The sequence below is a fragment of the Thermonema sp. genome, from assembly GCF_026003375.1.
GTDB classification, from domain to species: domain Bacteria; phylum Bacteroidota; class Bacteroidia; order Cytophagales; family Thermonemataceae; genus Thermonema; species Thermonema rossianum.
This window is the reverse complement of sequence record NZ_BPHD01000001.1, coordinates 1,137,641-1,161,250: the sequence shown is the minus strand read 5'-3', so window position 1 is coordinate 1,161,250 and position 23,610 is coordinate 1,137,641. Positions and strand designations below refer to the sequence as shown.

The window sequence follows — 23,610 nt, the reverse complement described above, 5'->3', positions numbered from 1 at the left end:
GAGGCATTCCTCCGGCATTGCCCGTTTTATTTTAGCGAGTGCAAACCGGAAAAAGATGAGTCCTTCGTCACTGCCCCCCTTCCTTTTTGTCCTTTCAAGTGCTCTTTATTGTCGTGTCTAGCAATCTTTCTTTGTCCTTTCGAGCCCTCTGTCATTTCGAGCGCAAGCGAGAAACCGCTTTTGCTCTTGCTTTTTGTAGCTTGGCGGGATTGAGATTTCTCGCCTCAGTGCGTGAGGTTCGAAATGACAAACTACGCTTCGTTTGTTCGAGATGACATGCTGCGTGGAGAGCGAAATGGCAGCTTGTGCTTGCGCTTTGTGAGAAATGATAGCCGGAACGGCAGAGCTGCCTGCATTGACAAAACTCATTGCTTGCCTTTTTATTGGGCGTTACATTTGCCGGCAAAGCACAGTTTTCTTAAATTGCGGCAATTTAAAACAAGTCTAAATAAAATATGAACCGGAGAAGCGTTGCAGATTTGCGTAAAGGGGAGCGTGCCCGCATCGTGGCATTGTTGGATGAGCAGCTTTCGGTAAAACTTTTTGAACTGGGTTTTTTGCCGAATACATGGGTGGAATTGGTGTTTGTGGCTCCATTGGGCGACCCCATTGGCGTGCGCATCAACGAAAGCTATCAGCTTTCTTTAAGAAAAGAAGAGGCAAAAACCATTTTAATCGCTTCCTAAATGAAAGACGCGCACCGCATGAATAGCGAACTGACCATAGGCGCGGAGCGCCGTATTCGTAAAGTGGCGTTGCTGGGCAATCCCAATAGCGGAAAAACGACTTTATTCAACGCACTCACCGGCTTAAATCAAAAAGTAGGGAACTTCCCCGGTGTAACGGTAGATAAAAAAACGGGCACCTGCCGCTTGCCCGGTGGGCAAAGTGTGGAAATAGTGGATCTGCCGGGAATCTACAGCCTTTATCCCAAGTCTTTGGATGAGCAGGTGGTTTTGGATGTGTTGTTGCATCCCGGAGGGAAAGACTACCCCGATGCGGTGGTAGTGGTGGCCGATGCCGCAAACTTGAAACGGCACTTGCTGCTTTGTACCCAGCTCATCGATTTGGGAATTCCGCTGCTGCTGGTGCTCAACATGGTCGATGTGGCAGAAAAAGAGGGTATTGTGGTGGATGTTGAGCAGCTACGGCATTTGTTGGGGGTGGAAGTCATAACGACCAATGCCCGCAAAGGTACGGGTGTTGCTCAATTGAAAGAGCGCTTGCCCCACCTGCAGCCGCCACAGCGCTCTTTTTATGAAGTAGCCCCCTTGATTGACAGCTATTTTGAAGCTTCTGTAAAAGAGTACTTACCACCGGGACTAAGTGCTTACGGGCAGTGGCTCTGTATTCATTTGTTTGAGCGCCTGTCTTTTTTGAGCGAGTCTCAAAAAGATGCGATTCAACGGGCTATTCTGCATGCCAAAGAGCCTTTCAAAGCGCTGAATTTGCAGCGCGAAGAGATATTGCACCGCTACGAACAGATTGATGCCATTCTGGAAAAAACGCTGCACAAAAAAGAAAGCAAAGGCAGCTATTCGCGCTTGACCGCCCTGCTGGATTGTTGGTTGTTGCATCCGGTAGCCGGTTATGTTACTTTCTTGCTGGTGCTGCTACTCATTTTTCAGTCGGTATTTACATGGGCAAGTGTGCCCATGGACTGGATTGATGCTTCTTTTTCGGACTTCGTGAACTGGGTACATGAGCAGGGCGGCGACAGCCTGTGGGTGTCTTTTGTAGCCGACGGCTTACTGGCCGGCTTGGGCGGAATTCTGGTATTTGTGCCCCAAATTGCCATCCTTTTCCTTCTGCTGGGTATTTTAGAAGAAACCGGTTACATGGCGCGTGTGGCGGTGTTGATGGATAAGGTGATGCGTCAGTTTGGACTGAACGGGCGCAGCGTGGTGCCTTTGGTGTCGGGTGTGGCCTGTGCTATTCCGGCCATCATGGCGGCACGTACCATTCCCAATGCCAAAGAGCGCCTCATTACAATGATGGTGGTGCCACTGATGAGCTGTTCGGCGCGCCTGCCGGTATATACGGTTTTGGTGGCATTGGCAGTTCCCGACACTTTGCTGTGGGGGTGGCTTAGCCTGCAAGGTCTGGTGATGCTGGGGCTCTATTTGTTGGGAACGCTGATGTCGTTGGTAGTGGCATGGTTGCTCAACCGTTTCCTTCGCATGGAGCAGGGGCGGAGTTTCTTTATGCTGGAAATGCCTTTGTATCGTTTGCCCCGCTGGCGCAACCTCTTGTTGACCGTATGGGAAAAAGCCCGCACTTTTGTGGTAGAAGCCGGCAAGGTCATTCTCATGATCTCGATTTTGATTTGGGCACTTTCTTCTTTTGGTCCCGGCAATGCCATGGAAGAGGCCGAGGCACAGGTGCGTGCACAAATGCAAGGGCGGTTTGCCCCCGCCGCAATAGAGAACGCAGTGGCTTCGGCACGGCTGGAGCAGTCGTATGCCGGTCATCTGGGGCGCATCATAGAGCCGGCTATACGTCCTTTGGGTTACGACTGGAAGATTGGCATTGCTCTGATTAGTTCTTTTGCAGCGCGTGAAGTTTTTGTGGGCACCATATCTACCATTTACAGCATCGGCAGTGAAGATGAAATGACCATCGTGGAGCGCCTGCGCTCGGAAGTCAATCCGCGCACCGGTGAGCCGGTGTTCAACTTCGCTACTTCTGTTTCTTTGTTGCTGTTTTATGCTTTTGCCATGCAGTGTATGAGCACCATGGCTGTCATGTACCGTGAAACGAATGGTTGGAAGTATCCACTCTTCCAGCTGCTTTATATGTCGGCGATTGCCTACATAAGTGCATGGGCGGCCTATCAGTGGTTGAGCTGAGCGAAGGCGGCCGCTCTTTTTATTGTATTTTTTGCACTTTTGTAAGCCCACACAATTCAAAAACTCATGCACAAAAAGGCTTTATTATGGCGTGGTGGCGGGCTTGTGCTTCTTTGCTTGCTGTTGTTCGTGCTGGAGTTGCTTTGGGGGAATGGCGCTTTGCCGGCGTCTTCGGTCATGCAGCTGCCGGCCATGCAAAAGATACTTTGGCAAATACGCTTGCCCCGTGCTTTGGCGGCGGCTTGTTGTGGCGCGCTGCTTTCGGTGGGGGGCTTGCTGATGCAGACGCTTTTTCGTAACCCCTTGGCAAGTCCTTCCATTTTGGGTATTAGTACGGGCGCAAGCATAGGGGTTGCTTTCGTGGTGTTGGTGCTGGGGGGCGGAGCATGGGGGGCGCTTGCGCTTACTCACCACCTGGGGTGGGTGATAGCAGCCGCTCTTGTGGGCGCAGCTCTTGTTTTATTGTTGTTGCTTTCGTTTGCCTGGTACCTGACCGACAACAACATGCTTTTGTTAATGGGCGTGATGCTGGGGTATTTGGGGAGTGCCCTCATCAGTGTGTGGCAGTACTTCAGCCGCCCGGAGCAGCTGCAAGCCTTTTTTGTGTGGATGATGGGAAGCTTCGATGGTCTTTTGCTTGAGTACGTGCCCTGGATGCTGGGCGGCAGTTTACTTTTACTGCTGGCACCTTGGTTTACTGCCCGGCAGCTGAATTTGTTGCTGATGGGCGAAGACTATGCCCGCAGCATGGGCATTTCGTTGCGTTTCATGCGCCGGTGGATGGTCTTTTGGGCTGCCCTTGCCACCGCTCTTGCCACTGCTTTTTGTGGTCCCATCGGCTTTGTGGGAATTGCGGTGCCTCATTTGACACGCCTGCTCTTGCGAAGCCAAAACCACCTGTTTACCATCCCTTTTGCCTGGTTGATGGGGGCTGCTTTCTGTATGGCTTGCGACCTGCTGTCGCGCCTGTTCGATACCTATTATGCTTTGCCCATCAATGTGGTGACTTCTTTGATAGGGGCACCTTTGGTGCTTTCCATCTTTTGGCGTAGAAGAAAAAAGACGCTGGTTACTTAAACAACGCTTGTCTTTTATTTGGCGCCCGGCGGTCACAAGCAAGTCCCACGCTTCTCTTCGATGAAAAGGCGGATAGTTGTTTGGAATTCAATAGTTTTTTATCTACCTTTGCAGTTCAAAAAAATGAAGTGTGAGTAAACCAAAACGTTAGGATTACATGCCAACCATACAACAATTAGTACGAATCGGAAGACAACCAAAGACTTACAAGAGTAAGTCGCCTGCGTTGGACAAGTGCCCGCAGAAGAGTGGGGTATGTACCAGAGTGTACACAACGACCCCCAAGAAGCCGAACTCGGCTTTGCGTAAAGTAGCCAAGGTGCGTTTGAGCAACGGCGAAGAAGTGATTGCTTACATCCCCGGTGAAGGCCACAACCTGCAGGAGCACTCTCGCGTGTTGGTACGCGGCGGCCGTGTAAAAGACCTTCCCGGTGTGCGTTACCACATCGTGCGTGGTGCTTTGGATACTGCCGGTGTGAACGACCGTAAGCAGGGACGTTCGAAATACGGAACCAAGCGCCCCAAAGAGAAAAAGTAATTTAAACCGATTGTTTAACCTTTCGTTTCTATCGTCATAGTGTGAAGCGAACAGCCGGTAAACGGCGCTGCTAATTACCGGTTGAGTAACCAAAACAAGATTTATCATGAGAAAGGCAAAACCGAAGAAAAGATACGTATTACCTGACCCTAAATTTGGTGATGTTCAGGTAACCAAGTTTGTAAACAACCTGATGAAGGAAGGCAAAAAAAGCCTTGCTTACAAAATATTTTACGGTGCTTTGGATATAGTGCAAGAGAAAACCGGTGAAGAAGGTATCGAAGTATTCCGCAAAGCACTGAACAATGTAATGCCTAGCGTGGAGGTGCGTAGCCGCCGTGTGGGTGGTGCTACCTTCCAGGTGCCTACCGAGGTGCGTCCTGAGCGCCGCGAGTCTTTGGGCATGAAGTGGTTGATTCGTTTTGCGCGTGCGCGCGGCGAGAGAACCATGGTAGAGCGTCTGGCAAACGAAATTATTGCTGCTTCGAAAGGCGAAGGTGCCGCCGTGAAGCAGAAAGACAACGTACACCGTATGGCAGAAGCCAACAAGGCGTTCTCTCACTTCAGATTCTAATCCCATCAATCAAATTATCGAAATACAATGGCTGATTTAAAATTAAAGTATCTGCGTAACATCGGCATCATGGCGCACATCGATGCCGGTAAGACCACCACCACCGAGCGTATCCTCTATTATACCGGCTTGAGCCACAAAATAGGGGAAGTGCACGAAGGTGCTGCCACCATGGACTGGATGGAGCAGGAGAAAGAGCGTGGTATCACCATCACCTCGGCAGCAACAGCGGTGCAGTGGAAGTACCCTACCGAGAAAGGATTGCCTACATCCGATACCAAAACATACCGTATCAACATCATTGACACCCCCGGTCACGTGGACTTTACCGTAGAGGTAGAGCGTTCGTTGCGTGTATTGGACGGTGCGGTGGCTTTGTTCTGTGCCGTGGGTGGCGTAGAGCCGCAGTCTGAGACTGTATGGCGCCAAGCCAACAAATACCGCGTGCCCCGTATCTGTTTTGTAAACAAAATGGACCGCGTGGGTGCCGACTTCTTCCGTGTGGTAAACGAAATCAAAGAGCGCTTCAACGCCAACGCAGTACCTTTGCAGGTGCCTATCGGTGCAGAAGACAAGTTCCGTGGTGTGGTTGACCTCATTAAAAACCGCGCCATCATCTGGAACGAAGAAGACATGGGAATGACCTACGAGTATGTGGATATTCCCGAAGATTTGAAAGAGACAGTAGAAGAGTGGCGCCAAGTGTTGGTAGAGGCAGTAGCTGAATATGATGACTCGCTGCTTGAAAAATACTTTGAAGACCCCGACTCTATCACACAGGAAGAACTGCTGACCGTTATCCGCAAGGCAGTGATTGACATGAAAATGTTCCCTGTGTTGTGTGGCTCTGCCTTCAAAAACAAAGGGGTACAGGCTGTATTGGACGCTGTCTGCGCCTTCTTGCCTTCGCCTTTGGATTTGCCTCCGGTAAAAGGTACCAACCCCAAAACCGGCGAAGAAGAAGAGCGTGTGCCTGAAAACTCGGGTCCTTTCACAGCACTTGCCTTCAAAATTGCTACTGACCCTTACGTAGGTCGTTTGTGCTTCATGCGCGTATACTCGGGGCAGCTGGAAGCCGGTTCTTATGTGTTGAACAACCGTACCGGTAATAAAGAGCGTATTTCGCGCTTGATGCAGATGCACGCCAACAAGCAGAACCCCATTGACCGCGTGCAAGCCGGCGATATTGCTGCTGCCGTTGGTTTCAAAGACATCAAAACAGGGGATACCCTTACCGACGAAGCCCATCCGCTCTTGTTGGAAGCTATGGAGTTCCCCGAGCCGGTGATTGGCTATGCTATTGAGCCCAAAACGCAAGCCGATAGCGACAAGCTGAGCCAGGCAATTGGTAAGCTGCTCGAAGAAGACCCTACTTTGCAAGTGGAAACCAACGAGGAAACCGGACAGACCATCCTCAAAGGTATGGGCGAGCTGCACCTGGAAATTATCATCGACCGCTTGAAGCGCGAGTTTAAAGTGGAAATCAACCAGGGTGCACCGCAGGTAGCTTACAAAGAAGCCTTGACGCAGCGCGTAGAACACCGCGAAGTATATAAGAAACAAACGGGTGGCCGTGGTAAATTCGCCGATATTGTTTTCGAAATCGGACCCAGAGAAGACGACAAGCCCGGCTTGGAGTTTGTAAACCAAATCGTGGGTGGTGCTATTCCGAAGGAATACATCCCTGCCGTACAGAAAGGTTTCGAGGAAGCCATGAAAAATGGTCCTTTGGCCGGCTTCCCCGTAGAGTCAATGTACGTGCGCTTGTTCCACGGTTCATACCACGAGGTGGACTCTGACTCGCTGTCATTCGAATTGGCTGCCAAGCTTGGTTTCAAAGAAGCTGCCAAGAAAGCAGCACCGCGCTTGATGGAACCCATCATGAGCGTGGAGGTAGTAACCCCCGACGAATTTACCGGTGCCGTAACCGGTGACCTGAACCGTCGTCGTGGTGTGTTGCGCGGTATGGACACCCGTGCCGGTGCCCAGGTGATTCGTGCCTTCGTTCCTTTGGCAGAGCTGTTCGGTTATGTGACCGACCTGCGTACCATCACCTCGGGACGTGCATCGGCAACCATCGTGTTCTCGCATTATGAGTTTGTGCCTACCAACTTGGAGGCTAAGATTCTTGAAGACCTGAAAGGGGCTTCTGTAAAATAATGTAGGCTTTAACGGCGGTGCCGGACGGGCACCGTCTTAAACATAAAAAAACTATGGCACAAAAGATTCGAATCAAACTAAAATCCTACGATCACGATTTAGTAGACAAGTCGGCTGAGCGTATTGTGAAGGCTGTGAAAGCCACCGGCGCAGTGGTAAGTGGTCCCATTCCTTTGCCTACCAAAAAGGAAATTTACACTGTACTGCGCTCGCCTCACGTAAACAAAAAGTCGCGTGAACAATTTCAGCTCTGCACTTACAAGCGCTTGATCGACATCTACTCCAGCAGCCCCAAAACAGTAGATGCTTTGATGAAACTGGAGCTGCCCAGTGGAGTGGATGTGAAAATCAAAGTATAAGGATTTTACTGCATTCTTTCCGGAGCCGTGCAATTGCACGGCTTTTTTTATGCCCTTTCGCTACTCTATCGATGGGAAATGAGTACGGCTTTTTGCGAAATACTAAAAATTGTTTAATTGCAAAAAGCACTGACAGCATTCAAATTAAAAGAAAGGGCTATGGAAAAGTATCGCTTTGAAAAAGAGTTTGAAATAAAAGCGTCGCCGCGCATGCTGTATCCTTACTTGCTGAATCCCGACGGTTTGGCGCAGTGGTTTGCCGACGATGTGAAGGTGTTGCCGGGAGGCGATTACCTCTTTGAGTGGGAAAGCGAGCAGCATCCTGCCCGTGTGGCAAGCCGTCGTTTGAACAAGCATGTAAAGTTTGTGTTTACCGACAGCGGAGATGACGAAATAAAAGCTAATTTTGTGGAGTTCTTCCTCTCGTATAACGACATTACCGAGTCCACTTTCCTGACGGTTATCGATTACTCGGAAATGGACGACGAAGAGGAACTGAACGAGCTGTGGGATGGCTTAATCCAAAGCCTTAAAGAAATTGTCGGAGGATAATGATACGTATTAAAATCATTGACAAATTAGTTTTAAAAAGTTTTTTAGGTCCGTTTTTCCTCACATATGCCGTCGTTGTTTTCATTTTGCTCATCCATACCATGATGGGCTATGTGGAGGAGCTGGTGGGTAAGGACGTTGGTTTTGTGGTGTTTGCCAAGATGCTCATGTATTTCAGCATGAGCCTGACACCGCTGGCATTGCCCTTGGCCGTATTGCTTTCTTGTTTGATTACTTTTGGAAACTTGGGTGAGCATTTCGAGCTGACCGCCATCAAAAGTGCAGGCATCTCGTTGGTGCGTGTTTTGTATCCCATTGGTGTGTTTGCGGCCATCATCACGGCTATAGCCTTGTGGTTTAGCGACCGGGTGGTGCCTTATGCCAATTTAAAGGCTTACAGCACGCTTTATAACATACGGATTACCAAAGCATCCATCGATTTAAAAGAAGGCGCTTTTTACAACGGCTTGCCGGGCTATAGCATCAAGGTGGCGAAAAAGGAAAACGACGGCAAGCTGTTGCGCAAGGTGATGATATACAACCACACTGCCAACAAGGGCAACAAAGAGGTGATACTGGCCGACTCGGCTTATATGTACACCATCCTGGATGGCAAATATTTGGTGATGGAGTTGTTCAAGGGGCGCAGCTATTCCGACTACATAGAAGGCAGCGCCAATAACACGCAGTTTTTGCGGCATGAATTTGACCATACCAAGATGGTCTTTAGCTTGTCTGCTTTTGAGATGAGCGAAATCCCCGATTCCCTCTTTGTGCATCACCGCATGATGAAAACCATCAACGAGCTGGAAGCCGACGCCGATTCGCTGAGCAGTCAAGTGGTGAATTTAAAGGAAACAATTCCACAGAACATGGCTGCGTACTTCACCTATCATCTTGAAGAGCTGCGTCCCAAACCAACCGACACTTTGCGCTTGCGTGCTGCTTCGAATGAAGCCATTGAGCTGCCCAAGGTGTTTCTCGACTCGCTGAAACGGCGTTCTATCCCTGAATCTCAATTAGCCATCATTTTACAACGGGCAGTAGGGCAGGCGCGAGGCGTGAAGCAGTTTCTGGACATGCGCGAAAAGCTTATCAAAGACAAAGAGAAAGAAGTGCGTGAGCACTTGATTGAAAAACACAGGAAATATACCTATTCGCTTGCCTGCTTCATCATGTTTTTGATAGGGGCGCCCTTGGGTGCCATTATTAAAAAGGGTGGCTTGGGCGTGCCCATCCTGGTCTCTATTGTGTTTTTTATTCTCTTTTACGCCCTTTCCATGACAGGCGAGAAGTGGGCTAAGGATGGCGTTGTGTCCGTCTTTTGGGGCATGTGGACTTCCGACTTCATTTTATTGGCTTTTGGGCTGTTCTTCTTACAGAAGGCACGCAACGACTCGCGCATGTTCGACAAAGACATTTACATTCACTACTTCCGCCGTTTGGGGCAGCGCTTGCGTGGTAAGAGTCAAGAAGTGGTGCAGGAAGCTTAGCAGCAAACGAAGGACACTAAAAAAGGGGGCACGATGCGCCCCTTTTCTTTTTTGTGCCACATCTTTTACTTGGGCAGCTGAGCCAGTTTTTGTTTGGCTTTAGCTAATACTTCCGGATCCTGTGTGTTCTGTATGATTGACTCGAGCGTAGCCCTTGCCTGAAAATAATCGCCCAATGCAGCGTAGTTGTCGGCAATCAGCAGATAGCCCCGCAGGCGCCATTTGATTTGGTTGGGGAAGCGTTCGTTGAGTGCAAAGAGCGCATCCAACGATGCTTGGTATTGCTTTTGTTTGTACAACAGCTCGCCTATCAGGTATTGCGCTTCGGCGCCAAACACGTCGGTGTTTTCTGTTGCCATGCGTTTGAGTATCTGTTGGGCTTCTTCGAACTGCTGCTTGCCAATAAGGGCTTTGGCTTTGAAAAGCTGGGCAGCGCTGTAGGCAAGTGTGTTGGCAAGTTCGTCTTTTAGAATCTCTTCGCAGTAGTGCAAAGTAGAGTCATAGCTTTGCATGGCGTAGTGGGCTTCCATGAGTCCTTGCAGGGCTTTGCTGCGCTCGCGCCGGTTCATGGCTGCCTGCAGCAACTCCTGCCACATACGTTGGGCTTTGGTGTATTCTTTCCGGCTCATGTAGTAGTCGCCCATGCGCTGCAAAGAGCGGGTGTAGCCCGTGCTTTTCTTCTCTTCTATGACTTGCAGATGCAGTTTTTCGGCTTGTTCGAAGTCGCCTGTCCGGAAGTAAGCTTCCGCCAAATAATAGCGGGCATCGTAGGCGTAAGGGCTGTTGGGGTGTTCTTGCAGGAAGAGCGAAAAGCTGGCTATGGCCTTGCCATATTTTTCGTTGAAAAACATGCCTTTGGCGGCATCGAATTCCAAGGCAATCAGATTGTCACTGTTGGGGTTGTTTTTCTTGTAAACAGCCAAAAGCGCTTCGAATTCTTCGTTGCGCCCGTGTTGGGTAAGCAGCTCCTGCGCGCCGGTTAGCGCACCGGTAGTAGCCGGATGGTTGGGGTATTGCTCTATGATGCGTTTGTAGTCCTCTACTGCTTCGTTTACTTTTTGAAGGTTGGTATAAGCCACAGCCCGGCGCAGCAGGGCGTAGGGCACCAAGGAGCTGCCGGGTTTTTGTTGCATGAGTGTAGAGAAATGATTGACTGCTTCTTGATATTGCCGCCCTTCCAAGGCGATTTGTCCTAATTGGAAAAGCGCCTTGTCATAGTAGAGGTTGTTGCTGCCTTTTTGCACAATACGCTGCAAGCTACGTTGGGCATCGGCGTCTTTGTCCTGAATGTCCAGAATGATGCCTTGTTGGTAGTATATATAATCCTGGTCGGGGTAGTTTTTTTGCAGCGCTTTGGCATAGCTTTCAAAGCCGGCGTAATAGTTTTTCAATACATAGTGGCAGTCGCCCAGGCGTACCAGCGCATCGGCTTGCAGTTTTTCACTTGTATTGGGCAGGCTCAAAAAACGCTCGAAGTGCTGCTGCGCTTCTTTGTATTGCTGCAGGTTGTAGTGGGCATAGCCCAAACCATAGAGTGCCATGGCTGTAATGTCACCTGTGGGTGCAGCCGACAAAGCTTTTTGATAAGCGGCAATGGCTTTTTCATATTCGCCCAATGCCGAATAAGCATCGCCGGCGCCTACGTAAGCCCGGCGGGTAAGAGAAGCATCGACCGGATAGCGCGCCGCCTTTTCAAAATAGGTAACCGCTTCCCGGTAATTACCACTATTGAACAGCTGCGCCGCCTGCGTAAAAGCTACTTCCTGGTAAATCTTTTGCTCTTCGGCATTTAGGCGCGGCAGCTGCTCCAAATAAGTGATGGCTTTCGGGTAATCGTTATTGAACAGATACGAGCGCGTAATCAGCTGCTTGGCTTCTTTGGCTTCAGGGCTGTTGGGATATTCCAGCACATACTGGTTCAACACTTCGATGGCTTCGGCACGGCGGTTCAGACGGTAACACAGCTTGCCGTAGTAGAACTGTGCCAGGCGGGCTACTTCCGGCTGATGGGTGGCTTTACGCGCCTGCTCAAACGCCAGCAGTGCGCTTTGATATTGCTCCTGCTTTAAATAAGCCAAGCCCATGTAATACATGGCTTCTTGTGCCAGCTGCATCTCGCTTTTGTCCTGCGACTGCAGCCCTGCCAAAGAGCGAAAGATATCGACGGCTTGCGGATAGCGCTCCGAGGCATAATAGCTGTAAGCGATGCGGTAACGCATGGATGCGGGCAGTTGTGCAATGCTTTGCTTGCGCTGATATTGTTCGAAAGCCCGGGCCGCTTCCCCGTATTGCTGCAGCTGATAGTGGCTGTCGCCCAAGATGAGCAAAAACTGAGGATTGGCTTCTTGCATAGGCACCTTGCCGGCATAAGCCACCACTTCCCGGTATTGTTGTTTGCGATAGTGGGTAAGGGCAATCAGGTAGTGGGCGTGTGGTGCAAAATCTTTGTATTCGGTAGCAGCCGACAAGTCGCGCAGGGCTTCTTCGTTTTTTCCTTCCCGGTAGCGTATATAACCACAGTAATAAAGTGCTGCCCCCCGGTAGGGGTTGGCGTAGCTTTTTAAAGGTGCAAGCTGGTCATAGGCTTTGTTGTACTGATTTTGTGTGAAATAAGCATATCCGAGCATCCATTGCGTATCGCTTCGGGCATCCTGTGCCAGACGGTCACTTTCTATGTGTTCCAATGTATGAAGGGCACGGGCAAAATCTTTTTCTTGAAAATGATAGCGTCCCAGCTCGTAATACATGTATTGACTGAGCGGATGAAAGCGGTGTGCACGGACAAACGCCTCTGCCAAGCTTGTGCCATCGGCCTGCCGGGTGCGCAATGCGTCGGCTGCTTCATGAAAAGCAGCATAAAGGCTTGCGTCCGGTCCGGCTATTTTTTTGTAAAAACTCCAGGACGGCAAAGCGCCCAGTCGCCAGCCCAAGGATTGCAGGTTCTGGGCATGTTGCCAATGGATGGCTTCTGCTTGTATGCCATAGGTGCTTTGGGCATGACTATGCGAGAAGAGAGAAAGACTTAAGAGTAAGCTTGCGGCGGTTAGGCTTTTCTTCATCATAGGATTGCTGTATGCTATTGAACCATGAGCTAAACTAAAAAATAAACGAATGAAAAACATATATCATTTGAAGTGGCGGCTTTAATCCACAACGAAAAGAGCTTCCAAGATGCTGTCGGCAATAAACTTACCTTTTTTCGTTAAACGCAAAGTGTCGTTTTCAAGTTGTAAATAGCCTTCTGCAACATAGCGTGCTATCTCTTGCTGCAGGCCGTCCCATTGGCGGGGCGTGAGGTATTGCCTGATGCGTGATAAAGAGCAGCCCCAAATGGTGCGCAGGCCGGTGAGCAACAATTCGTTGGCATGGTCTTGGGGTGAAAGGACTTCACCTTGGGCAGGCACCTTGCCCGCCGCAATGCTTTTGATGTAAAGCGCATTGTTTGCTATGTTGGCCTGCCGGCTGTGTCCGTCATACGAATGGGCGGCCGGTCCTACGCCCAAGTAAGGCAGCTGCTTCCAGTAACTGCTATTGTGGCGGGCAAATTGCCCCGGCAAGGCAAAGTTGGAAATTTCGTAATGAACAAAACCGGCTGCTTCCAGGCGCTCTATAAGCAGTGCCATCTGCGCGGCAGCCACGGCATCATCGGTAGGGGTGAGTTTCCCTTTTTGATACCATCGCCCAAAAACGGTTTTTTCTTCTATGGTCAGGCAGTAGGCCGAAATATGACCTACCTGAAGAGCAAGGGCTTGTTCGATGTCTTTGAGCCAGCGGTTGTGACTGACGCCCGGAATGCCATAAATCAGGTCGATGCTAATGTGGCGGAAGCCAACGGCTTGCGCTTGCCTGACCGCCTCTATAGCCTGCTTGGCTGAGTGGGCACGATGCAGTTGGCGCAATACGTCATCTTGAAAGCTCTGAATGCCGATACTCAAACGGTTGATGCCCAATTGGTAAAATGATTGTAACTTTTCAAGCGAAAGGTCATCGGGGTTGGCTTCCAAAGTGACTTCGGCGTCTGTTTCTACATGGTGGATTTTATAAATGGTATTCAAAATGCGCTCCAGATGGAGTGGCGACAACAACGAAGGCGTGCCGCCGCCGAAGTAAATGCTTTGCAAAGACGGCTTGCCCGGAAGGTAATCCTTTTGTAAGTTCAATTCTTGGCAAATGGCGTCTATCATGGCAGGAAGGGTGCGCTGTGATGTGCTGAAGTGAAAATCGCAATAATAACATGCCTGTTTGCAATAAGGAATATGAATATAAATGCCTGCCATAAGAAGTTAGAAAATATGTTGACTGTTCTGCAAAGATATGGATTGCTCTGCGTTTGTGTGTTGTGTGTTTTCCGGGGGCAGGCACAGGATATTTGGCACTTCTTTACGCATCCTGACTTGCCGCAATGGCGGCGTAGCATGGCGGTAGCATCGGTGGGCAGTGCCGATAGCCTGCACAGGCTTTATTTGAAAGAGTTGCACGCCCAAGGCTATTGGGATGCAGCCCTCGACTCTTGTTGGCAAGCCGGCGAAACGGTGCAGTGTGTTTACAACCTTGGGGAACGTTGGCAACTGCGTTTGGCATCCATCGACAGCCTGCCGGCAGCTTGGAAACTACCGGCGCAGGTGCGGCGCCTGCTGCGAAAGCCCATGCCCTTCGATTGGGCATCGTGGAAACAACTGCAGCAAACAATAGTGGAGACGGCAGAAAACTACGGATATCCTTTTGCAGAGCTGCATACCGGCCAAGCCCGCTTCGATACTGCCAAAAAAGTATGGGAGCCCGCCTTGCACTTGCAGTTGCATACATTCGTTACCTTCGATTCGCTTATTATCAGCCCGGATAAAGGAAGCCTGCAAAGCACTTTTCTACGCAAATATTTGGGCATAGAGCGCGATGCCCCTTTCAGTCGCCGTGCCATCGAGCAAATCGATCGGCGCCTGCAGATGCTTGGGTTCCTTCGTTTGAAAGAGGAGCCCGAAGTGCGTTTTTCAGGCTTACAAGCGGACTTGCGTTTGCCTGTCGAGTGGGGCAATAGTTCTCAAATACAAGGTTTTTTGGGTTTTCTTCCCAACGAACAGAAAGACAATGAGCTGTTGGTAACCGGTGAGTTGAGTGTGCGTTTGCTGAACCTGTTCCGGCGGGCAAGCCGCCTGCAGCTTTATTATAATAAGATGCGCCCGACCTCTGAGCAGCTGCAGGCAGCCTACTTGCACCGGCGCCTGTGGGGGGCTTTTGACATAGAGGGCGTGCTGTCGTTACTAAGAGAAGACACACTGTTTATCAACGTCAACCGCCATGTAACCTTATGGCATCCTTTGGCGGATGGCAGCTATGTAAAAGCCGGAGTAGGGGTGCGCAGTTCGCGCTTGGGCTTTTCGCCCACGGGTACACAAGCCGAAGATTTCCGCTATCAGGAAACCGATTATTTGTATTACCTTCTGGGGTGGCAGCAGTCGCGCCTCGATGACCGCTGGTTTCCCACACAAGGCTGGCAGGCAGAGGTAAGCTTGGAGTTAGGGAATAAGACCGTGCTGCGCAATCCTTTTTTACCGGAGGCTTATTATGATACCTTGCAGTTGCGCTCTTTTCAATGGCACCTGCAGTGGATGGTAGAAAAATACTGGTCTCTGACACAGCGGCAGGTGCTGCACTTCAAACAGCAAGGCGAAATCAGGCAGGCGGCGCTGTTGTTGCGTAATGAATGGGGGCGGCTTGGTGGGTTGCGCTCGCTTCGTGGCTTCAATGAGAATTTCTTTTTTACACCTGCTTACGCTTTGTGGACGGTGGAATGGCAGTATGTACTGCCGCCAAAGTCTTATTTGTTGCTCATTGCCGACTATGCCCTGCTGTCCGGCGAGGTGGGAGCAAAGGAATTATATGGGGCGGGTGCTTTGGGCGGCGGCTTGCAGCTGTTTACGCGTGCGGGCAACTTCCGGCTCATTTATGCGGTGGGGGCAGCCCCGCAGCAGCCTTTCGCTTTCAACCGTGCCAAGATACACTTTGGTTATGTGAGTGTATTTTGATTTTTTTGTGTAGCCAATATAAAATGTATGCTTTTGCGACTCTTGTTATTCATAAGCCTTTGGAGTGCTTGTCTGTCTGCCACGGCTTTTCCCGATACTTTAAATTATTTGCCTGTACACAACCTGCAGGAAGAGTGGCTGGTGTATGACCAGGCTTACGATGCTTATGTGCCTTACCTGCCTGAGCGCCATCAAGGGCAAAGCATACATTTCTTTTTGCACCGGCAATACCGCCCTTATGAACTGTTGCTGTGGTTGCCGCATGAAGGTAGCTTGTGGTTGAATCAGCGTTTGGTGCAAATATTACCGGCCCGGCAGTGGGTGGTTTTGCCCTGCGAAGCGTTGCTGCTTGAACAGGAGTCTGCCTTTATTTCCTTGTTCGTGAAAGAAGGTGACGTTGAGCAGCTGCAAACATGGGTGGCACAGCGCTCAACAGGCTTGCATTCCTTTCAGGTAAATCAAGAAAGCGACAAACAAGTGCAGCTACAAGAGCCAATTGCCACACCTAAGGTGTTTGTAAAGAAAAAAAACATAGCCCGCTTGCGGGACATAGCTTTAATGGGCGTTTTGGCCCTTTTTATGGCTTACCAGGGGCTGCTGGCCATGTCGCCGCGCAACATGCAAGCTTTCATGAATATATCATGGGGGCAGCTGCAGCGCACGCGTGAGACGGCGCAAAGCTATTCTTTGTTTTCAGCTACTTGGTTTTTGCATCTGTTGTGGCTATCGGCACTGACAGCTCTTTTGTGGTTGCTGCTTTTCCCCGAGGTGTCTCTTGCGAGCGACACACGCCTCTCTTATGCTTTTTACTTTTTGATTTGGGGTAAAGTATTTGTTCGTGTATTGGCGTTGCTGCTGGGCAAGTGGCTTGCCTGTGTGTTGGTGGCTTATGTGTTGAACTTAAAAGAAAGAGCCACCTTGCATTATTTCCGTTTCTTGCAAATATTTCAATACCTCGTTTTGCTGTTGTTGGCAGCTGCTTTCATGGCTTTGCTCTATTACCGCTTCGACCGGCTGGAGCAGTTGCGTTTTTATGCACTTGCTTTAGCTGCTGTTTTTTCTTCTTTGTGGGTACTTAGGCAGTTAAGTGCTCAGCCGGACTACTTCTCTTTGCGTAGTTTTTTGTATTTTTGCGCCACCGAATGGATACCCCTGTTCTGGTTCTTGAAAGCAATTCAATGATTTAAACCACAGTCAAATGAAAGACACCAAACTATTTGAGGATGTGAAGGAAAGAATGAAGCCGGTAAAGAGCATCTTGGTTTCGCAGCCCAAGGACCAACCGTCAAATGCCCCTTATTTTACACTGGCTGAAAAATATGGTATTAAAATAGATTTTCGCTCATTCATTGAAGTGCGACGTGTGCCCGTGAAGGAATTCCGCAAACAAAAAATCAATATCTTAGACCATACCGCCATTATTTTCACCAGCCGTAATGCGGTTGACTTCTTTTTTGATACTTGCAAAGAACTGCGCATAGAGATGCCCGCCGATATGAAGTATTTCTGCATATCGGAACAAACCGCAAAATATCTGCAAAAGTACATCACCATTCGCAAGCGCAAACTCTTTGTAGGCGAGCGAACTGCCAAAGACCTGTTCCCTTATTTCAAAAAACACAAAGACGAAAAGTACTTGTACCCTTGCTCCAGCATCCGTAAAGACGATATCCCGAATTTCTTTAAAGAGCAGGGGCTACATTTGACCGAAGCCGTGATGTATGAAACCGTAGCCAGCGACTTGTCTGACCTCTCTGATATAAAATACGACATCATCGTTTTTTATAGTCCTTCGGGCATTCAGTCGCTTTTTACCAACTTCCCTGATTTCAAGCAGGAAAACACACGTATTGCCGTCTTTGGACCTACTACGGCGCAGGCAGCCCGTGAAGCAGGTCTTATTGTGGATATAGAAGCGCCTTTGCCCAATGCACCTTCTATGACCGGTGCCATTGAGGAGTATATTAAAATAGCCAACGGCTTGAAATAAAGCTGTATGCAGAGGCATTGATTTTCCCAAGTCGCACTCTCTCCATGATTGAGGGTGCGACTTTTTTGTTTGAGCTGTTGGTGATTCGCATGAATTACACTATCTTTAAAAAAGCTACGTTAGTAAGCGGTCGCACAAATAAATAATTTATGAAGAAGACCTACTGCCTGTATTTGCTTCTGCTGCTTTGTCTTCATGTGCCGGAAAGCCGTGCACAGCAGAGTCCGCAGTTTACTCAGTATGTACTGAACCCGCTTTTTTATAACCCGGCAGTAGCCGGTATGCCGACCGATGCCTTCCAAGCCACTTTGCTGCACCGCAGTCAGTGGGTAGGCTATGAAAACAGCTTTGACGACGGGGGCACACCTACCACTCAATTGCTTACGGCTTCCATGCCTTTGCCGGCAGGTTTGGGTGCCGGGCTGCACCTGACCAATGACCGCCTGGGGCCTGTGCAAAATATGGAAGTGCAGTTGTCTTTTGCCAAGCGATTGAATATCGCAGGCTCTACCCTTTCGGTAGGGCTACGCGCCGGGGCTTATATGCAAAAAATCAACTACAACCTTTACCGCCCTAAAGACGGAAACGATCCGGTTCTGATTGGATTGCAGGGGCAAGAAACACAGTGGAGCCCCGATGTAAGTCTGGGCGTTGCCTGGCAGTCGGAGCGCCTTTTTTTGGCGCTAAGTGCCACACATCTTGTGCCTTTCTCTTTGAACTTCGGCATCGATGCATTAAAAAATACTTTGTCGCGCAACGTTTATTTATTAGCTTCGTATAAATATCCACTGACGTATCGTTGGGAGTGGGAACCTATGCTGCTGGTGCGTACAGACCTGAACACCTACAGCATAGAAGGTGGGATGATGGTTTATTTTGACGAGCGGTATTGGGGGGGGCTTTCTTACCGTCAAGGTGATGCAGCCGCTCTTTTGTTGGGTACTTACCTTACCAACGATAGGCAATGGAGTGTGGGCTATGCCTTCGATTATACGGTGGGCAATGTGCAAGCCAAAAGTGCCACTTCGCACGAGTTTATGCTACGTTACACCTTGCCCATACGCTTATCGACAAGGCCGCCAAAACAATATACACCAAGATTTTATTTCTAAAATGATTTTAAATAAGCTTAAAGATTTGCAAAAACGATAAAAAAAACAGATTTTTCGTAAAGTTTTGTATGATATTTGTTAGCATTGTACTAAAATGTATTCTTAAATAAACACAGGAAGTTATGAATAGAATGGGCTTTCGATTGGTCACAGTCTTGATGTTGGCAGCCTCTTCGGTTTGGATGACGGGTTGCGGGCTCATAGGAGGCAAGAGAGGAAAGAATCAAGGCGAGTTGAATACCCGCCTTAAATATTCAAAAGGCGAGATTCCCTCCTTTGAGGAAGTGCGTCCGGGCTGGGACCAATACGTTCCGCAAGGAATGGTGGCTATCCCCTCCGGTACTTTCCACATGGGGCAAGCCGATGAAGATGTGGCGCATACACAACTGAACTTTAACAAACAGATCACCATCAGCGCCTTCTTTATGGATGAAACGGAAATCACCAATAACCAATACCGCATGTTCACCGATGTGATGCTGGCCTATGCCAGTGGCACCAACTCCGGTATTGTGCTTGATCCCGATTATGAAGAGCAGGTGATGAACGTAATGTTCCCTAACGGAAAGCCCGACTCATTGGAAGTAATGCGCCGGGTATATCCTGATACCATGCGTTGGAAAAACGAATATGCACACCACATGGGCGACCCCATGATGGAATATTACTATTCTCACCCTGCATTTGATGATTACCCCGTGGTAGGTGTGAAGTGGACAGCCGCTCAGCTGTTTTGCCAGTGGCGTACTTACCACTTGAACCGCTATCGTGAAATAGAACAAGGTTACCCGCCGGCACCACGCTTCCGTTTGCCCACCGAAGCTGAATGGGAGTATGCTGCCAAAGGAGGCCGTGACCTGGTGAAATACCCGTGGGGTAACCCTTATGTGCGTAATACCTTGGGTTGTGTGCTTTCTAACTTTAAACCCGGGCGCGGTAATTACTACGATGACGGCTTTGCTTATACTTCGCCGGTAGCCTCTTACTTTGCCAATGACTGGGGGCTCTACGACATGGCCGGCAATGTGGCAGAATGGTGCCAAGATGCTTACTATGAAGCCGCTTATCCTATTACTTGGGACTTGAACCCCGTTTTTGACCCGCCGGCGCCCAACCCCAACCCGGCAATGCCCGGCTTGACTTCAGACTTGGAAAGATATCCGCGTCGTGTGGTTCGTGGAGGCTCTTGGAAAGACATTGCTTACTTCCTTGAAACAAGCACCCGCACCTACATGCACTATGACTCTACTTCTACTTCGGTAGGTTTCCGTTGTGCCATGACCTATCTGGGACGCTCGGGAGGTACAGAGTTTGGTGTTTATTAAAATTTACCGCTAAATCTATCGTCTTTTGCTTGTTTTAAATAAAACCATTCTATAATATAGAACAATCAAACAACTTAAAATCTGAAAAAATATGAGCGCAAAGAAAGATTTAACAAGAAGAGAACATTTCTACACCTATGTAGTACCAAAAATTATTTCAGTAGGTGCATCTGTCGTGATTTTGGGGGCTTTGTTCAAGCTCATGCACTGGCCCGGTGCCGGATATATGCTAATTGCCGGTTTGGGTACGGAAGCTATTATCTTCTTTATTACTGCTTTTGCGCCTATTGAAGCACCTCATGAGCAGCCCGATTGGAATAAGTTGGTCGATGTGTTGTCTTCTGCACAACCTGCGGGGCGAGCCTTGGACAAAAATGTTGCCGCAAAACTGGCTGCTTTGGAAGCACAGCTGGCTGATAAAATACAGCCTCAAATGATAGACCAGTTTGGTCAAGGGATAAAAAAACTGGCTGAGAATGTAGAGAAGATGACCAAATTGGGAGATGCTGCCGTGGCTACCTCGGAGTATGCCAAGAACGTGAAGCTGGCAGCAAATCAAGTAGCAGAAATGAACAAATCTTATTCGGTAGCTATTGAAGCGGTAGGCAGCATGGCCGAAGCATCGAAGGATGCGAAAGCTTATCATGCGCAAATTCAAGCTTTGACCAAAACTTTGGCAAGCCTGAATACCGCCTATGAAATGGAGCTGCAAGATAGCAAGAAGTACATCGAGGCTTTAAATAAATATTACGGAAGCATATCTACTGCCATGCAGAATGTGGCAGACGCTTCTAAGGATACTGAACAGTTTAAAGTACAGTTGGCAAACTTGACCGGCAACCTGACAGCCCTGAACAAAGTGTACGGTGCTATGCTCACCGCCATGAAAGGTGCTGCTCAGTAATCATCTGTTTTTTTAAAAAGAGTGTGGTGAGGCTGCAAAGCCTCTCTATTTTTCAACTTAAAACATAAAAGAAACTATGGCCGGAGGAGGAAAAGAAACCATAAGGCAGCAGATGATTAACCTGATGTATCTGGTGTTAACTGCTATGCTTGCCTTACAAGTAAATAGTACTATTCTCGATAAATTCCTGTTTATTGACTCTACGCTGCAGGCAGCCATGAAAGCCTCTATCCAAGTGAACCAAGGACAGGTGGCTGCAGTGGCAAAAGCGGCGGAAGAAAACCCTGAGGCAAAGGCAAAAGCTGCCTTGGAAAAAGCCCAGAAAGCACGGGCTTTGACCGAAGAAATGCTCAGCTATATTGCCGATGTAAGAAAAGAAATCATTGAGAAAGCCGGTGGGGGCATTGATTCCGAAACAGGAAGAGTAAAAACACCCGCCGAAGAGACCAAGCTGGAAATTTTGATGGTAGGACCCGAAGGGCAAAAAAACGGCAAGGGCTACGAGCTCGAGAAAAAACTGGATAATTATGTGGACGAGCTGAAAAAATTGGTACCTTCTGTGGCGCCACAGCTGGTCTCTCTTACGCAAAGCAATAGGGAGAATCCTGTTACAAAAGAGCTTTACAAGAACGAGCCGATCGAGTTGGATAAAGACTGGGTGCAAGCCAACTTCTCTCATACGCCTGTGGCAGCAGCTTTGGCAGTACTTTCACAAAGAGCCAACGAAGTGCTCCGCTATGAGAGCATTGTGCTCAGTGAATTGGCTAAAGAAGCCTCTGGGGTTACCTTGAAGTTCGACGTCATTCAGGCTACCTACACGGCACCGACGAGTGTGGTTGCCAATGGCATGAAATACCGTGCCGAGCTCTTTATCTTTGCTTCGGCTTCAAACGTGAAGCCTGTTATCAAGGTAGATGGACAGCCGGTGAAAGTGGAAGGCGGTAAAGGCATTTATGAAGTGATTGCCTCAGGTGGCACACCCGAAGGGGTAATTAAAAAGTGGAAAGGGGAAATTACGATTCCCAAAGCCGGTGGTGGTGACACTACTTTTGTTGTGGAAGGCGAATACAAGGTTGTACACCCCGTAATGCAGATTCAATCGAAGAGTGTGCAGGCCCTCTACGAGGAGTGTGGCAACGAAATTCAAGTGTTGGTGCCCTCTCTGGGTGACGAATATATCCCCTCTTTTAGCGGTACCGGTGCTACTTTTATTCCGGGCAAAAACCCTGGCGATGTGATTATCGTACCAAGGAGAGGCGTGAATAAGGTAGTGATGTCGGTAAGCAGTGGTGGTCAACTCATTGGTACGCAAGAATTTGCGGTGAAGAACGGTGCCGGCAGCTTCTTTGGCACTGGTGGTCAATGGTCGTGAGGTAGAAAAATCCATTACCCGCGGACAGCTTCGTAGTGCACAGGTAGTTGCCAAGGCAGATCCTTCCTTTGCCGAGTTCTTGCCTAAGGAAGCCAATTATCGTGTACAACAGTACCGTGTGGAAGTTTACCGTGCAGGGCGTCCGGTGGCAAGCGGTAACTCTTTGGCGAGTGTAGTGGGTGACGTGCGCCCCGGAGATACAGTGGTAATCATTGTAGAGTCGGTTGTGCGTACCAACTACCGCGGGGCTGTCATACCTGCATCGGTGAGTCCCAAGTATTTGAGTGTTGTGATAGCAGGATAATGATAAAAACAGCGGAGGCAGGCAGTTGTCTGCTTCTGCTGAATATTTCCCGGGCTGATTTCAGGCATAATATTTGATGAAAGTTAATAAAGTACAATAATTGAAGAATCTTATGAGAAGAGGCATTGGTATTTTGATGTTGCTTTGCTTGTTGTCGGTATCGGCATGGGCTCAGTATAGCTACAACCCCCTGGCATTGCACCCCGTTCTGGAAGACGACATCATGTTTCGTCGTGTGCTGACGCGTGTTATTAATTTGCGTGAGAAACAGAACAGGCCTTTTGCAGCAGTTGGACACCATATTGCTCAGGAGATTATCTGGGCAGTGGATTCCGGCTATGTGACTGCCTATAAATATGATGATGAACGGATGGAGGTGCCCCTTTCTGACAGTACCTGGCGTTTTCAAATAGCAGAAAGAGACGAGTATGATACCTACTTGGACATGCCGATGGAGCCCAGCAATATCTCTGTGTTGGAAATTACGGAGGAAATTATCTTTGATAAGCGTCGCTCGCGCATGTATATCAATATTTTATCACTGGCTTTGGTGGCACCGGGCTATAATAAGCAGGCCGGTGGCATGGATTTATACATTGCCCGCTTTAAGTACAAAGAGCTGGCAGAGTATTTCCGTAAAAAATATGAAGAAAGCAATCAAACACGTTGTTTGTGGTACAATCCGCAAAACAACCGCCGGCACATGTGTTTGACCGATGCCTTTGAGTTGCGCCTCTTCTCTTCCCGTATTGTGAAAATCTCCAACCCCGACGACTTATTCATCGCTCAATATCCGGAGTTGGAAGGTAACGTAGAAGCTCAGCTTTATAAGTCTCGTGAAATTGAATATGAACTGATGGAGTTTGAGCACAACTTATGGGAGTTTTAACTCTCCCTTTATCCATACACTTCCTGTGTAAATCGAAAAAGGTTATTGTGTTGAAACGCAATAGCCTTTTTGTTTTTAAGACATCGATG

General features: G+C 49.0%; 20 protein-coding genes. 18 read left to right on the top strand and 2 right to left on the bottom strand.

All coding sequences use genetic code 11. The features are described from left to right. Window positions 1-455 precede the first annotated feature (455 nt). The 9 genes from QVE43_RS04885 (at window position 456) to QVE43_RS04845 (ending at window position 9,602) form a co-directional block, all read left to right on the top strand. Entirely contained in the window at window positions 456-686 is a 231-nt protein-coding gene (locus QVE43_RS04885) for a FeoA family protein (RefSeq protein ID WP_038032681.1), read from the top strand. An 18-nt stretch (window positions 687-704) separates the two neighbouring features. Next, a complete protein-coding gene (gene feoB, locus QVE43_RS04880) occupies window positions 705-2,849 on the top strand; it encodes a ferrous iron transport protein B (RefSeq protein WP_288004746.1) in 2,145 nt (714 codons plus the stop codon). Window positions 2,850-2,915: 66 nt separating this feature from the next. Then, the gene (locus QVE43_RS04875) at window positions 2,916-3,926 is read left to right on the top strand and encodes an iron ABC transporter permease (protein WP_288004744.1); all 1,011 of its coding nucleotides are present in this window, start codon (window positions 2,916-2,918) and stop codon (window positions 3,924-3,926) included. Window positions 3,927-4,083: 157 nt separating this feature from the next. Further along, window positions 4,084-4,464: a 30S ribosomal protein S12 gene (gene rpsL / locus QVE43_RS04870; protein ID WP_288004743.1), complete on the top strand. Its 381-nt coding sequence runs from the start codon at window positions 4,084-4,086 to the stop codon at window positions 4,462-4,464. A 106-nt stretch (window positions 4,465-4,570) separates the two neighbouring features. After that, window positions 4,571-5,038, top strand: coding sequence for a 30S ribosomal protein S7 (rpsG, locus tag QVE43_RS04865; protein WP_038032685.1), 468 nt, complete (start codon window positions 4,571-4,573; stop codon window positions 5,036-5,038). 27 nt (window positions 5,039-5,065) lie between these two features. After that, window positions 5,066-7,198 (top strand): elongation factor G, encoded by a 2,133-nt coding sequence (gene fusA / locus QVE43_RS04860; RefSeq protein ID WP_288004740.1) that lies wholly within the window; start codon window positions 5,066-5,068, stop codon window positions 7,196-7,198. 53 nt (window positions 7,199-7,251) lie between these two features. Beyond that, window positions 7,252-7,557: a 30S ribosomal protein S10 gene (rpsJ, locus tag QVE43_RS04855; RefSeq protein WP_288004738.1), complete on the top strand. Its 306-nt coding sequence runs from the start codon at window positions 7,252-7,254 to the stop codon at window positions 7,555-7,557. Between the two features lie 159 nt (window positions 7,558-7,716). Then, a complete protein-coding gene (locus tag QVE43_RS04850) occupies window positions 7,717-8,109 on the top strand; it encodes an START-like domain-containing protein (protein WP_288004736.1) in 393 nt (130 codons plus the stop codon). Next, on the top strand, window positions 8,109-9,602 hold the full coding sequence (locus QVE43_RS04845) for an LptF/LptG family permease (protein ID WP_288004734.1): 1,494 nt from the start codon (window positions 8,109-8,111) through the stop codon (window positions 9,600-9,602). The genes QVE43_RS04850 and QVE43_RS04845 overlap by 1 nt, the downstream gene beginning before the upstream one ends. A gap of 65 nt (window positions 9,603-9,667) precedes the next feature. Here QVE43_RS04845 and QVE43_RS04840 read toward each other — a convergent pair whose 3' ends face one another. Both QVE43_RS04840 and hemW read right to left on the bottom strand, forming a co-directional pair. Then, on the bottom strand, window positions 9,668-12,664 hold the full coding sequence (locus QVE43_RS04840) for a tetratricopeptide repeat protein (RefSeq protein ID WP_288004732.1): 2,997 nt from the start codon (window positions 12,662-12,664) through the stop codon (window positions 9,668-9,670). 81 nt (window positions 12,665-12,745) lie between these two features. Further along, a complete protein-coding gene (gene hemW, locus QVE43_RS04835; RefSeq protein ID WP_288004730.1) occupies window positions 12,746-13,879 on the bottom strand; it encodes a radical SAM family heme chaperone HemW in 1,134 nt (377 codons plus the stop codon). 15 nt (window positions 13,880-13,894) lie between these two features. Between hemW and QVE43_RS04830 the strand changes: the two genes are divergently transcribed. From QVE43_RS04830 to gldN, 9 genes are all read left to right on the top strand, one after another. Then, window positions 13,895-15,625 carry a hypothetical protein gene (locus QVE43_RS04830; protein ID WP_288004728.1) on the top strand — a complete coding sequence of 577 codons (1,731 nt, stop codon included), beginning with the start codon at window positions 13,895-13,897 and terminating at the stop codon, window positions 15,623-15,625. A gap of 33 nt (window positions 15,626-15,658) precedes the next feature. Then, window positions 15,659-16,807, top strand: a complete 1,149-nt coding sequence (locus QVE43_RS04825; RefSeq protein ID WP_288004726.1) for a DUF4271 domain-containing protein — start codon at window positions 15,659-15,661, stop codon at window positions 16,805-16,807. Between the two features lie 16 nt (window positions 16,808-16,823). Then, on the top strand, window positions 16,824-17,615 hold the full coding sequence (locus QVE43_RS04820) for a uroporphyrinogen-III synthase (protein ID WP_288004724.1): 792 nt from the start codon (window positions 16,824-16,826) through the stop codon (window positions 17,613-17,615). 149 nt (window positions 17,616-17,764) lie between these two features. Beyond that, complete coding sequence (locus tag QVE43_RS04815) at window positions 17,765-18,727, top strand: type IX secretion system membrane protein PorP/SprF (protein WP_288004722.1); 963 nt, start codon at window positions 17,765-17,767, stop codon at window positions 18,725-18,727. A 122-nt stretch (window positions 18,728-18,849) separates the two neighbouring features. Beyond that, entirely contained in the window at window positions 18,850-20,052 is a 1,203-nt protein-coding gene (locus QVE43_RS04810; RefSeq protein WP_038032702.1) for an SUMF1/EgtB/PvdO family nonheme iron enzyme, read from the top strand. Between the two features lie 91 nt (window positions 20,053-20,143). Continuing rightward, complete coding sequence (gldL, locus tag QVE43_RS04805; protein ID WP_288004719.1) at window positions 20,144-20,956, top strand: gliding motility protein GldL; 813 nt, start codon at window positions 20,144-20,146, stop codon at window positions 20,954-20,956. A gap of 76 nt (window positions 20,957-21,032) precedes the next feature. Next, complete coding sequence (gene gldM / locus QVE43_RS04800; RefSeq protein ID WP_288004717.1) at window positions 21,033-22,328, top strand: gliding motility protein GldM; 1,296 nt, start codon at window positions 21,033-21,035, stop codon at window positions 22,326-22,328. Then, window positions 22,288-22,632: a GldM family protein gene (locus tag QVE43_RS04795; RefSeq protein ID WP_288004715.1), complete on the top strand. Its 345-nt coding sequence runs from the start codon at window positions 22,288-22,290 to the stop codon at window positions 22,630-22,632. Before gldM ends, QVE43_RS04795 begins: the two co-directional genes overlap by 41 nt. Window positions 22,633-22,744: 112 nt before the next feature. After that, a complete protein-coding gene (gldN, locus tag QVE43_RS04790; RefSeq protein WP_288004713.1) occupies window positions 22,745-23,521 on the top strand; it encodes a gliding motility protein GldN in 777 nt (258 codons plus the stop codon). Window positions 23,522-23,610 lie beyond the last annotated feature (89 nt).

What these genes read in the sequence shown, in the direction of transcription:
- rpsG (WP_038032685.1), top strand. Translation starts at nt 4,571, where the DNA reads ATGAGAAAGGCAAAACCGAAGAAAAGATACGTATTACCTGACCCTAAA.
- rpsJ (WP_288004738.1), top strand. Translation starts at nt 7,252, where the DNA reads ATGGCACAAAAGATTCGAATCAAACTAAAATCCTACGATCACGATTTA.
- gldL (WP_288004719.1), top strand. Translation starts at nt 20,144, where the DNA reads ATGAGCGCAAAGAAAGATTTAACAAGAAGAGAACATTTCTACACCTAT.
- QVE43_RS04830 (WP_288004728.1), top strand. Translation starts at nt 13,895, where the DNA reads ATGTTGACTGTTCTGCAAAGATATGGATTGCTCTGCGTTTGTGTGTTG.
- gldN (WP_288004713.1), top strand. Translation starts at nt 22,745, where the DNA reads ATGAGAAGAGGCATTGGTATTTTGATGTTGCTTTGCTTGTTGTCGGTA.
- QVE43_RS04845 (WP_288004734.1), top strand. Translation starts at nt 8,109, where the DNA reads ATGATACGTATTAAAATCATTGACAAATTAGTTTTAAAAAGTTTTTTA.
- feoB (WP_288004746.1), top strand. Translation starts at nt 705, where the DNA reads ATGAATAGCGAACTGACCATAGGCGCGGAGCGCCGTATTCGTAAAGTG.
- QVE43_RS04810 (WP_038032702.1), top strand. Translation starts at nt 18,850, where the DNA reads ATGAATAGAATGGGCTTTCGATTGGTCACAGTCTTGATGTTGGCAGCC.
- QVE43_RS04885 (WP_038032681.1), top strand. Translation starts at nt 456, where the DNA reads ATGAACCGGAGAAGCGTTGCAGATTTGCGTAAAGGGGAGCGTGCCCGC.
- gldM (WP_288004717.1), top strand. Translation starts at nt 21,033, where the DNA reads ATGGCCGGAGGAGGAAAAGAAACCATAAGGCAGCAGATGATTAACCTG.
- hemW (WP_288004730.1), bottom strand. Translation starts at nt 13,879, where the DNA reads ATGGCAGGCATTTATATTCATATTCCTTATTGCAAACAGGCATGTTAT.
- QVE43_RS04875 (WP_288004744.1), top strand. Translation starts at nt 2,916, where the DNA reads ATGCACAAAAAGGCTTTATTATGGCGTGGTGGCGGGCTTGTGCTTCTT.
- fusA (WP_288004740.1), top strand. Translation starts at nt 5,066, where the DNA reads ATGGCTGATTTAAAATTAAAGTATCTGCGTAACATCGGCATCATGGCG.
- QVE43_RS04815 (WP_288004722.1), top strand. Translation starts at nt 17,765, where the DNA reads ATGAAGAAGACCTACTGCCTGTATTTGCTTCTGCTGCTTTGTCTTCAT.
- rpsL (WP_288004743.1), top strand. Translation starts at nt 4,084, where the DNA reads ATGCCAACCATACAACAATTAGTACGAATCGGAAGACAACCAAAGACT.
- QVE43_RS04850 (WP_288004736.1), top strand. Translation starts at nt 7,717, where the DNA reads ATGGAAAAGTATCGCTTTGAAAAAGAGTTTGAAATAAAAGCGTCGCCG.
- QVE43_RS04820 (WP_288004724.1), top strand. Translation starts at nt 16,824, where the DNA reads ATGAAAGACACCAAACTATTTGAGGATGTGAAGGAAAGAATGAAGCCG.
- QVE43_RS04840 (WP_288004732.1), bottom strand. Translation starts at nt 12,664, where the DNA reads ATGATGAAGAAAAGCCTAACCGCCGCAAGCTTACTCTTAAGTCTTTCT.